Source organism: Fictibacillus norfolkensis (assembly GCF_014836645.1).
Classification (GTDB): Bacteria; Bacillota; Bacilli; order Bacillales; family Fictibacillaceae; genus Fictibacillus; species Fictibacillus norfolkensis.
The window spans coordinates 141,810-156,517 of record NZ_JACSQM010000002.1 but is presented as its reverse complement, the minus strand read 5'-3'; the positions used below and the strand labels follow the sequence as shown (position 1 = coordinate 156,517).

Sequence of the window (14,708 nt, the reverse complement as noted above, 5' to 3'; positions counted from 1 at the left end):
AAACTTTTTTGGCCGCTAGAAGAAGGAGATTTCGTGGGTATATAACGAACTTATATTATTTGTTGAGTTATTGAAAAAGCCTTCCCAATGGGAAAGGCTTTTTGTAGTTTCAAGCTTGTTTTCTTCCTTCTTCTACATCATCAAGTGCTACATCTTCATCGAAAGGTGTGTCGAACTCAGTTGAAATTGGAGCGGTGAATAAGGATATACCCACTATACTAACCAATCCAGCAGACATACCATATAGAATTGGATTCGTAGCTGTAAGTCCTTCAATAAACAATCCTGCTAGTACAACAACTGTAGAAATTAAGATAGCATAAAATCCTGAATTAGGCGTCGCTCGTTTCCAAAAGAACGTCATAACGAGCGGGATGAAGATCGCTCCAGATAGAATCGCATAAGCTACATCAAGTGCAACGAGTACGTCTTGAATCCATATGGAAAAAGTAATAGCGATTAAACCGATAACAAGTGTTGTGAGTCTTGATGCTTTAATCATTTGTTTGTCGGTAGGAGATTTCATGAAATATTGTTTTAAGATGTCGTTTGTAATCAGAGTGGAAGATGCAAGTAACGATCCTGATGCTGTTGACATAAGTGCTGAACACACACTTGCAAGCACAAGTCCTAAGATACCCGTTGGTAAAATGGTAAGGGCCATCTCAGCAAATGTATTCTGCGGATTATCTAATGAAGGCAGCACTATGAATGCACACATACCGATGATGCTTCCTGCAATCGCGTATGCAAAACTATAAACTCCTGCAAAAATTGATCCATTTCTAGCTATCTTACTAGATTTTGCTGTGAAAACACGTTGCCAGATGTCTTGTGATACGACCATACCGAGCGCAAACAACAAAAAGTATTGGAAGATCTGCTGATAACCGATGCCTGTGAAATCTAAGTGAGAATCAGGAAGTTTTGTTAATAGATTTCCTAGACCATCTACCTTTGAAAGACTCATAGGAACCATAATGAAGAAGATACCAACCGTCATTACGATAAATTGAATAATATCCGTGACTGTAACACTCCACATTCCACCTAGGATTGTATAGAAGAGGACGATACCTCCTCCAACTAACATAGAAGTTGTTAAGCTCCAGCCTAAGAGCACATTAATGATCGTTCCCATCCCGATCACTTGGGTAACTGCGATCATTAAAGTATATATAGAAGCCACGATGGCACTTAAAAGACGTGTTTCAGATTTGTACCGTTTTCCCAAAAGTTCACTGATCGTTGTAACTTTTAATGAATCGATCTTTTTAATAAATATAGTACCTAAAAGAATAATACCTAAACCAATCATTGATACAAACCAGATGCCAGAGATCCCGAACTGATATCCTAGCTTTGTCGTTCCAATCGTAGCAGCTCCACCTAAAATAACGGCAGACAAACAACCAAGATACATAAACATGCCAAGGTTGCGTCCTGCTAATGTAAAATCTTCAGAAGTCTTTGCTTTAGTAGAGCCGATGATTCCTGCACCGATCAATACGGCGAAATACAAAAGAATAATAACTGTATCAAAAGTTTGCATAATAAAAAACCTCCTTTTTAGTGTAATCCTTGAACTAAGCTTTACGCGTTTTGATAATTCTCCGATAGTTGAGCATGAACCTCAACCATATATTCTGTAAGTGACTCTTCAAGGACAGCAAGACCTTGATCAATCTGTTCTTGATTGATCGTTAGAGGAGGAATCATTCTGATTACTTCACCATGATTTCCGCAAAGATAAAAAAGAACGCCTTTCTCTAAACACTTGTCTAGAATATTCATGAGTGCTTGACCGTCTGGCTTACCAGTAAAAGGATCGATGATTTCAATTCCAATCATAAGTCCTACCGCACGAATGCTCCCGATCAACGGAGTCCGCTCTTGAAGTTCTTTCAATTTTGCACATGCATAATTCCCCATGTTTTTTGAGTTTTCGATGAGTTTTTCTTTAGTTAAGACTTCAATTGTAGCGAGCGCTGCTTCACAAGCGATCGGGTTTCCACCAAATGTTGTTCCGTGACTGCCGAGAGGCCATTGCTGCATGAGTTCTTTAGAAGCAACTGTTGCGCTTAGTGGCAGTCCTGAAGCAATACCTTTTGCAATAGCCATGATGTCTGGCGTAACTCCGAACGTTTGAGCAGCGAACCATTCACCTGTTCTTCCGAATCCCGTCTGAACTTCATCGAAAATCAGCAAGATGCCATGATTGTCACAAACTTCTCTGATTTTCTTCAGCCAGCCACTCGGTGGAACGATATAGCCTCCTTCACCTAGAACAGGTTCTACAATCATACAGGCGACTTCTTCAGGTGTTACTTGATGATTGAACAGTGTTTCAAAATCTTTCTCAAGCTTCTCGATGACGTACGTTTCTGAATCTACTCCGCTTGGTGCGCTCTTTTCATCTGCAAAGGGAACTTGATAGGCAAGACCGTTCGGCTGAAGAAACTTGCGGTATTTGCTTTTGGATGTTGTCACGCTCAACGCACCTAGTGATCGACCATGAAAGCATCCGGTAAAAGAAATCACATACGGTCTTTTTGTGACATGCTTTGCGAGTTTCAATGCACCTTCAATTGCTTCAGTTCCGCTATTTGCAAAAAAGAAACAATCCAAATTTCCTGGCAGAACATGAGCTAGTTCCTTTGAAAGTCGCAGGATTGACTCGTACATGATGACTCCAGATGGTCCATGCATGAGGTGATCTGCTGCATCTTTGATAGCTTGGACCACTTTTGGATGACGATGGCCGGTATTTGCCGTTGCGATACCAGAAGTGAAATCAAGATATTGCTTTCCATCCAATCCATAATAGTAGCAGCCCTCTGCTTTTACGACGGGTAGGTTCGGATGATCTTTTGCCATACTTGGCGCCAATAGGTTAGGCATCTCGGTTACAAGGTTGCTCCAGTTGTTCATTGACACGTGTATTACCTCCTTGATATTCCATTCTCATGTTGTATAAATAATTTCTATATAGAATATCCATGCAAGGATCATGCCAAAAAACTAAATAATCTGATATTTTTTCATTTTTCTTACGATTGAAGGCTGGCTAGTGCCGAGTGCTTCTGCCATCCTTATAGTCGTTCTATATTTCTTTCTAGCTGCTAATAAAATTTGTTTCTCTCTATTATCTAACATCTGTTTAAGTGTTTGTTCGGTATGAATAGATGGAGAAGGGATAGATGCACCTTCTTTTACATGATCGGGAAGGTGCTCATCCGTAATAAGAGTGGTAGGAGAGAGTACCACTAATCGTTCCATGATGTTGATCAGTTCCCGTACATTTCCTCTCCATTCATAATGCAGAAGATGATGAATGACAGCTTCATCTAACCTTTTCTTCTTGTTATATTTTTCTTCGAATTGCTGTAAAAGCATATGTAGAAGTGGTACGATATCTTCCGTTCGCTTTCGGAGTGGGGGAATCGTGACGGGTACAACGTTTAAACGAAAATAGAGGTCTTCACGAAACTGTTTCTCATGAATCGCCTTCTGCAGATCTTTGTTCGTTGCAGAGATCAAACGGAAATCTACTTTGATTGGTTTCGTTCCTCCCACACGATAAAACTGTTTTTCTTGAATGACTTTTAAAACTTTAACTTGGTGCTGAAGGGGAAGTTCACCGATCTCATCTAAGAAGAGTGTGCCTCCGTTCGATAGTTCAATAAGGCCGACTTTGCCTTTTTGTTGCGCACCTGTAAAAGCCCCAGGTTCATAACCAAATAATTCTGCTTCAAATAATGAATCTGGAATAGCACCACAGTTAACTTCAATGAATGGACCCTTTGATCGGTAGCTCTTATTGTGAATAAATTTAGCTAACAATGATTTTCCAACACCAGATTCCCCAAGGATTAATGCATTCACATCAACTTCTGATAACTGAAGAGCTGTTGAAACTGCTTTTTTCATATCTTCACTTTTAGCGATAATTCCAGCATCATGAAGCTGTTTGCTTCTTAATAACTCTAGCTCCGTTTTTACGCGCTGCATCTCTTCTTCCATAGCAAACAAAAAGTCTTTGTATTGAGCCAGCTCTGTAATGTCGTGTGAGTAGCTTACAATTCTAAATAGTTCGCCTTGTTCGTTATAAACAGGGATTCCTGTAACAAGCAGTTTTTTTCCTTTATTCGTTGTTTGTACAAACGTGATTTTTTTATTTTCTTTTACAACCATTGGCGTGAGAATCGGTGTGAATAACCCTTGTGCTTCTAGATCATAGACGGATTTTCCGATTAAGCTGTCTGATTCAACTCCGTAGATCTTTCCTGTAACTTCACTGACTTTAAGGATTATGCCCTCTACATTCGTAACTAAAATATCATCTTTTAAAGAATGAAGAATCTGTTCGTTTTCGTTCCAGTCTTTTGATTGAGTCACGTTCATCAGTCCCTTAGTAGCAGAATAAAATATTCAATTCTGAATAATTATTTATTTATGAATAATTATACGACTACTTGTTTGGATTAGATATAGAAACAAAGAATTTTTTAAAAATAAATAAGGAGGGTAAGACGGCCAAAGAAGTTAGAAGAAGGTAGAGGGGAGGATACAAATAAAAAAAGGACCAAAACGAATGGTCCTTTTAATCTTGCATTATAAAAGTTCAGTTTTTAATTCAACGTCAATGTTGCCGCTTGTTGCTTTAGAATATGGACAAACACCGTGAGCAGTCTTTACTAGTTCTTCAGCTTCTTCTTGTGTTACACCATTAACACCCACGTTTAGAACTACAGCGAGCTTAAACCCGCCATCTGTATCTTTACCTATAGAAACTTCAGCAGTCACTTTTGATTCAATTCGTTTTTTGCTTTGACGCGCAACTAAGTTTAGTGCTGAATCAAAGCAAGCGGCATATCCTGCTGCGAATAGTTGCTCAGGGTTTGTTGCGTTCTCGCTTCCTGATCCACCAAGCGATTTTGGCATAGCTAATTCATGATGTAAAACACCGTTATCACTCTTAACCGTACCTGCTCTTCCACCTTCAGCTGTTGCTTTTGCTGTGTATAATGCTTCCATTCAAAACACTCCTTTGTTTGTGTAAAATTAAATTGTGCACAACTTAATAACTCGTAATCATCATAACGTATCTTTTTTGTAGAGTCAAACAATTTAATTGTGTAAAACTAAATTGTGTTATAATGCAAATACCCTTTACAAAAAGAAAGGAAACATCATGAAAAGTGAAACCTTAAAATTAGAAAATCAAATATGTTTTAAAATTTATACAGCAGAACGTGAGATCACAAAGCTTTATCGAGAGTTGTTAAAAGAACTCAACGTCACATATCCACAATACTTAGTTTTGCTTCTTTTATGGGAAAAACATTCATTGTCTGTAAAAGAATTAGGGCAAAGATTATTTTTAGATTCAGGGACACTTACTCCGATGTTAAAGCGCATGGAGATCAATGGTCTCGTCGAAAGAAAAAGATCAGAACAAGATGAGCGAAGTGTTATCGTGTCTGTAACGAAAAAAGGAAATGCTTTAAAAGAAAAAGCTGAGTGTATTCCAAGTCAGCTTGTTGATAATATTCCGATGAAAAAAGAAGAACTATCATTATTAAATGAAACGTTATCAAATATGTTAGAACAGTTGCAGAATCATTCGAAATGAAAGAAGAAAAGACGCTTAGAACAATTCTAAGCGTCTTTTCTTAACCAGATCTTCTTTACAGGAAGTCAGTGCTCTAGGTTTTCGAAGTCAATGCGTATACGTTAAATGCAAATAAAAATACCTTGGCTGTAAAAGCCAAGGTATGAAAGGTTAGTTACTGTTATTCGCTTCATCATCACGCATCAGCCAACCCTCAAAGTGGCGCTTGACGTAATTTTCCGCATCTTGATAGCTTTTAAATGTTCCTTCAACTGGATGAGTCTTATGAGTGATCACCCATGTTTGGTTATCTTCAGAATAAATCTTAGATACTTCACGGTGATTATTCACATATAAGCTGCCATCAGGATTTTCCTTCACGTTGTGCTCGTTCTTTGGTGCATCGATTCGTCGAGGCTGTTCATGGAATGCGGCAACAACAAATTTTTCAAACGCTTCAGAAGTCATGTTTCCACCTGAAGCTTTCGGGTGTCCACCGCCACCATACTGCTTCGCATAAATGGAGCAATCTACTTCTTCATGAATGGTACGAAGACCGATTCGTTTGTTTGCAATATTCAGGATCACGATTAAGTCTAAATGAGGATTTTCACGATTGATCTCGTTTCCAAGTTCAGAGTGATAACGTTCAGCATGAATAATACCAATTTTATACGTTTTCTCTTCAGAACCTTCACCTAAAGACCAAGTATCCCAGATCTCGACCATCTGACGCTGTTTCTTTTTAATGTAATCTGCAATATTTTCTTCTTCTAGATCGAGAATCGTTGTTTCTGTTTCTGAGAACTGAAAAGAATCACCTTTTAAACGATCCATGATCTGATCCTCAAATTTATCAGGAGGTAGGATAAAGAATAAGTCGTTCAAACGCTTAGCTTCAACCTTCTGATCAAACCATTCCCACGTATCATATAAACGAACTAGCTCAACATATTCATCAAGTGCCCCTGTTGGTTTAAGCTTATTGTTCTCGATCAAATATTCGTAGAAAAGGGAAGTGGCACATGTTAAACGGTTATCGTCATAACGAACTTGAACATGCCCCCAGTCAAAGCCATTGAAATGAAGCGCTGTTGCATGGTGATCGATCAGCTTTACTTTTCCGCCAGCATTCGAGCGTTCATCAAGCCGCATCATTAATTCTTCATTGACTGCAATATCGGTAATGATAATTTCTGTTTTTCTTTCTTTTGGATTATCGAGCAGCATCTCTACACGGTCGTTAATCGTTCCGTGTGAACAATACGAAATTTTACAATTGTCTCCAAATGCTAGTTGTGCTAAATAACCGCACGATTTTCCGTCTAAATCATTGTGTGAAAATAAATGAATCATGTCAGTATCCTCTCTATTATGCTCTCTGTCTAGAGTATCGTCATAAAGCATAAAGTTCAACCTTTATATCGTAGTATTCTTTTCATTTACAAATTCAGCTGATTTTAACACGAAAAACGGATTGAATATGCTCAATAATTCTTGTGAAATTTCACAAGAATTTATTTACAAATGATGGTATAAGGTAGAAAATGGTAATGGTGCAAAATATGAAAAGTTGGGGGTTATGATGTGAAGGAGTTTCTGAAAGTGTTTCAGAATAAAAACTTCAGCAAGCTGTTTTTTGCTGGTTTTACTTCAATGATGGGAAGTATTATAGGCGTTACAGCTTTTATGTTTTATTTGTTGGATAAGTTTGGTGAACAGCCGTTTTATGCCACACTTGCAGAATTGATGTATTCTCTGCCAACACTAGCTGTTTTCTTTATCGTAGGGGTATTAGCTGATCGTATGGATCGTCAGAAGATTGCCCTATACTGTGATTGGATTTGCGCAGGGTTGTGCCTCCTACTGATGGGTGCGATTTGGCTGGATTGGATGCCTCTGATTTTTGCTATCTTATTCTTAAGAAGCGCTGTAGGTAAATTTTTTCACCCGGCTGACCAAGCGATGGTACAAGGTGTGCTCTCGAAAGAGGATTACGCAATTGCAGCTGGATTGAATCAAATGGTAGGCAGTTTATTTATGCTTTTTGGCAACGTGATTGCCATTTTTATTTATTGGAGTGTAGGAATACAAGGTGCAATTGCATTTGACCTTGTTACATATGTTATATCAGCATTGTTAATTATGAGTATGAGAGTTGATGAAGATGTTCGTCTCCCAAACGGACAACACAGGTTCAAAGATATTCGTGTAAAGATGGTATGGAAGGATTTTGTTGCGGGTTTCGATTACATTAAACAATCTAAGCTTCTACTCTCGTTAATCTTTGGTTTTTTCTTGTTTGGTATAGTAAATGGTGGATTGTCAGTTATGCCGGCTTTTATCTTGAAATATAAACTCGCTCCAGATAATTATGAGCAAATGATGATGTGGATGGGTGTCGTGTTTGGTGTATCTATACTTACAGGGAGTGTTTTATGTTCGATGCTCGCTAAAAAGATTAGACTCTCATATGCGATTGTTCTTGGTCTATTTGTAAGTGGATTGTCTCTTGGTTTATGCGCCATCGCACCAAATGTGTTGTTATTCTTTATTTTTTCAGGATTGGCTGGATTTAGCATTCCATTAATCAATATTGGAATCGGTGGCTGGTTACCTAAGATCGTAGACCCTAAAATGATGGGACGTGTTCAAGGATGGATCTCACCGATCAATATGTTATCCCACACCATGACACTCGGTTTAATCGCAGTGTTTTTCCCGAAAATCCTAACTGTAGAAATGCTGTTCTTGGTTGTGGGAGGATGTCTGATTCTTGTTGGACTATTCTACATGTTCACTCTACCCAAGTATGATATTGAAGAAAATGATAACAAAAATGAGTTTGAATTAGAAAAAGTACCAGTTTAAAGCTGGAGATTATGGCGAAGCCCTTTTATAATGAGAAGCGGAGGGGAAGTCATGGCAACTTTTCAAAACGTACTATTCTGGATTTTTTTAATCTTACCAATCATTTTATTTTTTGTAGCTATAGCGAGAACTTCATGGGTGTTGTTGCTTGTTAACTTTTTTTTAGCTCTACCGATCATTTGGTTTGTGAGCTGGATTACAGAAAGTTATGGAGCTGTCTTCGTGGTAATAGCAATCCATTTGTTCACAGGAGTATGGCTCTGGACGAAAAGACAGAGATTAGATTTTAGATCTTTTTAACAAAGCTGAGCAAAGTTCCATTTGCTTAGTTTTTTTTATGGGTTTTTATGATTTTGCATTAAAACTTTGCATTTATCGTTTTTATTTATAAGAATATTACAACTAAATTTTTTTGGAAAATACCATAAATAAAAGAAAATAAAAGAAAATAAAAGAAATTAGATGATTGGTTTACTTTTTATGAAATAAAATTGATGAAAGAATCGGAAAAACAAGGATGCAGAACGGCCTTTAGATTCCTACCGGCAACATGAAAAAATCATGGTCTGCGTTCAATATGGTGGAAATGCCGAAAAATTCATTCGAAGAGGCTGGAGGATTGCAAGTAGGCTAAAGACTGATCTACTAATACTTCACGTTACCAAAGAAGCATATATGAACCGGTCACAGGAAGATCGAAAGAAGATTCAAAATTGGAAGAAGCTAGCTACTCATTTCAGTGCCACGTTTATTGTGGAACAAACGGATAAACGAACGATTTCAGAGACCATTCGTAATATTGCCGTTGAAAACGGAATAACTCAGATCATATTAGGTCAATCTGCGAGAAGTTGGTGGGAAGAGATTACAAAAGGATCGATCGTAAATAATATTATGAGGATTGCAACAGGCATTGATATTCATATTGTTGCAGATCAAAACAAGAATTAGAAAGGGAAGAAAATGAATATAGCATTTTTTCTTTTACCAAAAAGTGAAGTGGTTTGTATCCAAGCTGCATCAACAGTCAGGCAAACTCTTGAAAAGATAGAACACCACCGATATACAGCAGTCCCTGTGATCGATGAAAGCGGACGATATATCAAAACAATCACAGAAGGTGATCTGTTATGGAAAAATTAAGAATACAGAAGGTCTTACTTTTCAAACGAGTAATCACCATTATATTAAAGATATGAAGGTGAATAGAGATTATCAGCCTGTGCATAAAGATGCTGAGATGGAAGATTTAATGTCACTGGTTGAAGTACAAAACTTTGTGCCAGTAGTTGATGACAACGAGGTATTTATCGGCATTATACGTAGAATAGATATTATTCAATTCTTAAGAAAAAAGACAAAATAATGATTAAAAATAAGACCGGCTAATCAGCCGGTCTATAAATGGTGGGGAGGTTAGGCGTTGGAATATCTAACCTGAAATAATCATAACACGAACATGTGTTCTTGTAAATGTAGAATACTTATTTATTCCATTCTATTAAAAAAGTGCTTCCATCAGAGGAACTTTTTTTAAGAACTAAATCTGCACCTAACGCTTTTGCAAGCATTTTACTAAATGGTAGTCCAAGGCCAAGTCCGCGGACTTTTAACTTTTTCTCTTCTCCACGAAAAAAACGTTCAAAAATATAGGGCTGTTCATTTTCGGGAATACCTGAACCTGTATCTGTCACTTCAATCGTATTTTCGTTTAAGACAACACTGATCACTTTTTCATCTCCTAATGCTTGATAAGCATTGTTTAAGAGGTTAATGATGATTTGTTGTAAACGAAGTGGATCAACTTCTCTATATATTTGGCATTCTGGAACAATAGCCTTACACATAACTTCTTTGTTCTTGGTCATTCTCCACTGATGAACGATATCTTGAACAAGCTCGTTCATGTTGCATGTTTCATTCCGCATCGTAAAAGCTCCAGCGGAAAGAGAGTTATAATCTAATAAATCTTCAATCATCCTTTGCAATCTATAAATTTCCTTCATTGTAATCTGCAGAAATTCTTCTTTTTCATCTCCCGAAACAATACCGTCTTTAACAGCTTGCACGAGACCGCTAATAGACGTAACAGGTGTTTTTAAGTCATGTGTAACTCCTGCGAGTAATTCTGCTCGAAGCTTTTCTAAATGCTTCAGCTTCGTACTCATCTGTTCAAAGGAAGTTAAAAGATCATAAATTTCTTGTTCTTTAGCATCTGTAGCTAATCGAACATCGTAATTTCCTTCTTTTATCTGAGAAGCAGCATGTGCCACTTCTTGAATGGGTTTTAGAATCTTTTTCAATAGAATGTAGATGATCAACCATCCGAGAAGACCAAGGCTTATCAATAGGAAGATAGGAAGACGATAACCTTGATCCACATCTGAGAGGTTTGAGGCAGTTTGTATGATAATTACCCAACCTGCTTGGACTCCAGCGTACATTAAAGGTTTTTTGACTGCATAGGCTGACGTGCCATTCAGTTTAAATTTGTTAGTTGTTTTTTCACTGTCTATTATTTCCACTGGAATAGCATTCAAGTTTAATGCAGGTTCATTTGCATCTGGCCGTTTTTTTAGAGATTTTAAATTAAGGATGTTACCATTCAAATCCGTAATATATAGTTCGGGTGGCTTTTCAATCTGCAATATTTCTGCGCGATCGTCTAGTTTACGATTGAACCGACCTAAATCATTCTTTCTGTCTCCAGATTCAATACGATCCGCTGTATCAGCTGCCATGTATTCCATAAATGTTAAACGATTTTCTAAAGCCGTAAGCCGTATCCACCACAAAGAACATAAACCTAAGATTAGAAGACCAATAAAGAGGGTGAGGACATATCGGGTGGTCCAATACTTTAATAAAGTTGTTCTGTTTTTTTTATTCGTATACACAGAATTGATACCCCAATCCTCTAAGTGTTCGAATTTCCCCTTGTGTGTCTGGCCATGCAGAAAGTGCTTGACGAACTCGTTTGATCGATAAGTCTACAGCTCGTTCGCTGCCATAATAATCTAAACCCCATATTTGTTCAATTAAAATCTCTCTTGTGTAGGTGCGGTTTGGATGATTGGCCAAAAAGAGCAATAATGAGGTGTCTTTTGGTGTTAGAACGATAGGCTCACCATTAATTTTTACAGAATGAGAGTCGAAATTGATGCTCAGACTTCCATATTGTTTTGTATTCTCGGTTTCTAGTACATTCGTAGATCGACGAAGGACTGCATGGACTCTTGCAATAACTTCTTCACCGATAAAGGGCTTTGTTATGTAGTCATCTGCTCCTTGATTTAATCCTTTCAAGCGATAATCGATGTCTCCTAAGGCTGTAAGCATGATAACAGGGCATGAACTATTTCGACGGATCTCATGAAGGATTGACCATCCATCCTGATCTGGAAGCATTACATCGAGCAATACTAGGTTAAAGGAAGTTTTTTTGAACTGTTGAAGTGCGGTCTTACCATCAAATGCTTGAACAACATCAAAGTTTTCGTGTTTTAAATAGACACTTAATACTCTCGATATGGTTACTTCGTCTTCTACTAGCAATATACTTTTCATGTCAATACCTCCTGTTAACCCATACTATACTGTAAAAATCCCCAGTTTTATAGACTGGGGATCATAGACTTTACATTTCGTTTTCGAATTCGGCCTGCTCATTCATCTGTGGTTGCATCTCGTTGTTTGAAGGAGGTGCTTCACCTTCAAAACGCTGTCCTTTTTTATGATGTTTAGTAGGGTGACCACCTGGTCCAAAGCCTCCGTAACCTTTACCCATCAGAGGGAAGAAGCCTTCATCTTCTAATGCTTCTAGTTTATTTGGATCCTTCTTTTCAATGGCTTCAATAAGTTCTCTTGTTGATTGATTTTTTGTTGAAATTCCTAGTTCTTTTGCTAAATTTTCTATCTTTTTCTTTTTGATTTCTGAAGCAATTTCTGGAATGGTTTTTCCGTCAATCGTGATGCTACGCTTCTTAGCATCAGCTTTTACTTTTGCACGTGTAACTTCTTGAGCAACTTCACGAATATCTTTTCCGTCCACAGCTATACCTAATGATTTAGCTTCTTTTTTAATCGCAGCAGTCAACACTTCCTGTACAAGCGTTTCTTGGTCTTTCCCATCAGTAGAAATGCCAAGCTCTTTTGCTTTTTTATTTAGAGTGGTTTGTTTGATTTCTTGTCTTAATGTTTGTTCATCTTTTCCATCAGTTGCAATACCTAGTTTTTTTGCTTCCTTCTTAAGCTTTGCCATATGAATTTCATCACGAAGAACTTCAGCATCTTTGTTTGTGGTAGAGATTCCAAGTTCTTTAGCTTTTTCTTTTAGTTTAGCGAGCTTTACTTCTTCAACCAGTGTATCAATCTCTTTACCAGAAGTCTTAATGCCTAATTCCTTTGCTTCCTTTTTGATTTTTGCGTCACGAATTTCCTTCATGAGCGTTTCAGCATCTTTCCCACTTGTAGTAATTCCAAGTTCTTTGGCTTTTTTAATTAATTCTTCTGAGTTTCCTTTAAAAAAACCTCCGAAATGTTCTTGTCCAAACCCTTTGCCTTTCATATCCCATCTTTCTGAAACTGAATTCGAACTAGAACGATCATTATCTGCTGCAAGAGAAGTTGTAGCATATCCACCAACTAGTAATGCACCTGCGATTGTAAATCCGATTGCTTTCTTTTTCATTGAATGTTCCTCCTAAATAAATTTCTAAAGTGTTGTGTTTCTTTCCTTGTACCAATAATGTAACCATTGAACGTGTCAGCCTCATGTCAGGCGAAGTAAAATATAAAAAAATTTATAAAACCTACTCAACATTCAATTGAGCTTATATTTTCTTTTAAAACAAGCTATATCATATAGTGATTATGAAGGATTAATGTGTCAGTAAGATGTCAAAGGGGAATTATGGGACTAATACCTTGCCGTTTTTTATGTAAAGGGCATAAACTATATTTTAAAACCATAGTGTTCTGATTTGTTAAGAAGGGATTGTCGTCGTGTGGATTATTTATATGAAAGATATATAAAAACAAAGAAACAGCGAGAATGGTTTGATAAGATCGATGCTCTTGCTGGTGGATTTGCTAAGAGGGCGGACACATATGATCAAAAAAGTGAATTTCCATTTGAAAATGTAGAAGAATTAAGAGAAGCGGGTTACCTATCATTAACCATTCCGACTGAGTTTGGTGGAGAAGGATTAAGTTTGTACGAGTTTGTTCTATTACAAGAGAAAATTGCGACTGGTGATGCAGCTACTGCTTTGTGTCTCGGATGGCACCTTGGATGTTTTTTAGAACTCAGAGAAGAGCGAACTTGGGATGACGAAATATTTAAGATGCTTTGTGAAAAGGTAGTGCATGATCGAGTTTTAGTGAACCGGGCAGCAACGGAGCCTGCAACTGGAAGTCCTACTCGAGGAGGAATGCCGCAAACAACAGCATTTCAAAATGGTGACAAGTGGATTATCAATGGTAGGAAAACCTTCACCTCTATGGCACCCGCCCTTGATTATGCAATTGTTTCGGCACAGGTGGGAGATACGGGTAAGAAAGGGAATTTCATGATCTCTATGAAATCCAAAGGTGTATCGATTGAAGAAACGTGGGACACAGTAGCGATGCGTGGAACCCGAAGTGATGATCTTATCATGAAGGATGTAAAAGTTGAAAACAATGCTTTAGTCGAACAAGACCGAGGCAAAAGCGAATTGCCAAAAGCGTGGCTGCTTCATATACCTGCTTGTTACATTGGTGTTGCGGTTGCAGCACGCAATGAAGCCGTTCACTTTGCAAAGACGTACAAACCAAATAGTCTGCCAGGACCAATCGGAGAAGTACCAGAAGTGCAACGAAAGGTGGGAGAGATGGAGCTAGAGCTTTTTCATGCTAGAGAGCTATTATACAATGTTGCTCTAAGGTGGGTAGACGAACCTCATCGCAGAATGCAAATGGGTCCAGAATTGATGGCAGTGAAACACGTCGTAACGAATGCGGCTGCAAAGGTGGTTGATCTCGCTATGAGAATTGTTGGAGCAAGAAGTCTAGCTATGTCAAACCCGTTACAACGGCATTACAGAGATGTTAGAGCAGGGCTTCATAATCCTCCGATGGATGATATGGTTATTAGTACACTAGCAAAAAGAGCGTTAGATAAATGAAAAAAGACACCTCGAGTTTTAACTCGAGGTGTCTTTTTGCTTGTTTTCAAAAAAAC

At 37.9% G+C, this 14,708-nt stretch carries 13 protein-coding genes and 1 pseudogene; 6 read left to right on the top strand and 8 right to left on the bottom strand.

The window, feature by feature from the left end; genetic code table 11:
* Positions 1 to 109: 109 nt before the first annotated feature.
* From H9648_RS05105 to H9648_RS05090, 4 genes are all read right to left on the bottom strand, one after another.
* Entirely contained in the window at positions 110 to 1,552 is a 1,443-nt protein-coding gene (locus H9648_RS05105) for a sodium:solute symporter family protein (protein WP_191752830.1), read from the bottom strand.
* Positions 1,553 to 1,593: 41 nt separating this feature from the next.
* Positions 1,594 to 2,931, bottom strand: coding sequence for an aspartate aminotransferase family protein (locus tag H9648_RS05100; RefSeq protein WP_191753221.1), 1,338 nt, complete (start codon positions 2,929 to 2,931; stop codon positions 1,594 to 1,596).
* Between the two features lie 90 nt (positions 2,932 to 3,021).
* The gene (locus tag H9648_RS05095) at positions 3,022 to 4,404 is read right to left on the bottom strand and encodes a sigma-54 interaction domain-containing protein (RefSeq protein WP_191752829.1); all 1,383 of its coding nucleotides are present in this window, start codon (positions 4,402 to 4,404) and stop codon (positions 3,022 to 3,024) included.
* A 210-nt stretch (positions 4,405 to 4,614) separates the two neighbouring features.
* Positions 4,615 to 5,037: an organic hydroperoxide resistance protein gene (locus tag H9648_RS05090; protein ID WP_191752828.1), complete on the bottom strand. Its 423-nt coding sequence runs from the start codon at positions 5,035 to 5,037 to the stop codon at positions 4,615 to 4,617.
* 157 nt (positions 5,038 to 5,194) lie between these two features.
* On the opposite strand from H9648_RS05090, the gene H9648_RS05085 reads away from it, so the two are divergent.
* A complete protein-coding gene (locus H9648_RS05085; RefSeq protein WP_191752827.1) occupies positions 5,195 to 5,635 on the top strand; it encodes a MarR family winged helix-turn-helix transcriptional regulator in 441 nt (146 codons plus the stop codon).
* 150 nt (positions 5,636 to 5,785) lie between these two features.
* Here H9648_RS05085 and H9648_RS05080 read toward each other — a convergent pair whose 3' ends face one another.
* Positions 5,786 to 6,970 (bottom strand): DHH family phosphoesterase, encoded by a 1,185-nt coding sequence (locus H9648_RS05080; protein WP_191752826.1) that lies wholly within the window; start codon positions 6,968 to 6,970, stop codon positions 5,786 to 5,788.
* Positions 6,971 to 7,201: 231 nt separating this feature from the next.
* On the opposite strand from H9648_RS05080, the gene H9648_RS05075 reads away from it, so the two are divergent.
* The 4 genes and pseudogenes from H9648_RS05075 (at position 7,202) to H9648_RS05060 (ending at position 9,851) form a co-directional block, all read left to right on the top strand.
* Positions 7,202 to 8,485 (top strand): MFS transporter, encoded by a 1,284-nt coding sequence (locus tag H9648_RS05075; protein ID WP_191752825.1) that lies wholly within the window; start codon positions 7,202 to 7,204, stop codon positions 8,483 to 8,485.
* 51 nt (positions 8,486 to 8,536) lie between these two features.
* A complete protein-coding gene (locus H9648_RS05070) occupies positions 8,537 to 8,785 on the top strand; it encodes a hypothetical protein (RefSeq protein ID WP_191752824.1) in 249 nt (82 codons plus the stop codon).
* A 261-nt stretch (positions 8,786 to 9,046) separates the two neighbouring features.
* On the top strand, positions 9,047 to 9,436 hold the full coding sequence (locus H9648_RS05065) for a hypothetical protein (protein WP_191752823.1): 390 nt from the start codon (positions 9,047 to 9,049) through the stop codon (positions 9,434 to 9,436).
* A 12-nt stretch (positions 9,437 to 9,448) separates the two neighbouring features.
* Positions 9,449 to 9,851 (top strand): annotated as a pseudogene (locus tag H9648_RS05060) (CBS domain-containing protein).
* Between the two features lie 118 nt (positions 9,852 to 9,969).
* Here the strand turns inward: H9648_RS05060 and H9648_RS05055 are convergent.
* The 3 genes from H9648_RS05055 to H9648_RS05045 all read right to left on the bottom strand — a co-directional run bounded on the left by H9648_RS05055 (position 9,970) and on the right by H9648_RS05045 (position 13,175).
* Positions 9,970 to 11,280, bottom strand: coding sequence for a sensor histidine kinase (locus H9648_RS05055; protein WP_225218743.1), 1,311 nt, complete (start codon positions 11,278 to 11,280; stop codon positions 9,970 to 9,972).
* An 88-nt stretch (positions 11,281 to 11,368) separates the two neighbouring features.
* Positions 11,369 to 12,052: a response regulator transcription factor gene (locus tag H9648_RS05050; protein ID WP_191752821.1), complete on the bottom strand. Its 684-nt coding sequence runs from the start codon at positions 12,050 to 12,052 to the stop codon at positions 11,369 to 11,371.
* A 70-nt stretch (positions 12,053 to 12,122) separates the two neighbouring features.
* Positions 12,123 to 13,175, bottom strand: a complete 1,053-nt coding sequence (locus H9648_RS05045) for a hypothetical protein (RefSeq protein ID WP_191752820.1) — start codon at positions 13,173 to 13,175, stop codon at positions 12,123 to 12,125.
* 316 nt (positions 13,176 to 13,491) lie between these two features.
* On the opposite strand from H9648_RS05045, the gene H9648_RS05040 reads away from it, so the two are divergent.
* Positions 13,492 to 14,652 (top strand): acyl-CoA dehydrogenase family protein, encoded by a 1,161-nt coding sequence (locus H9648_RS05040; RefSeq protein ID WP_191752819.1) that lies wholly within the window; start codon positions 13,492 to 13,494, stop codon positions 14,650 to 14,652.
* Positions 14,653 to 14,708 lie beyond the last annotated feature (56 nt).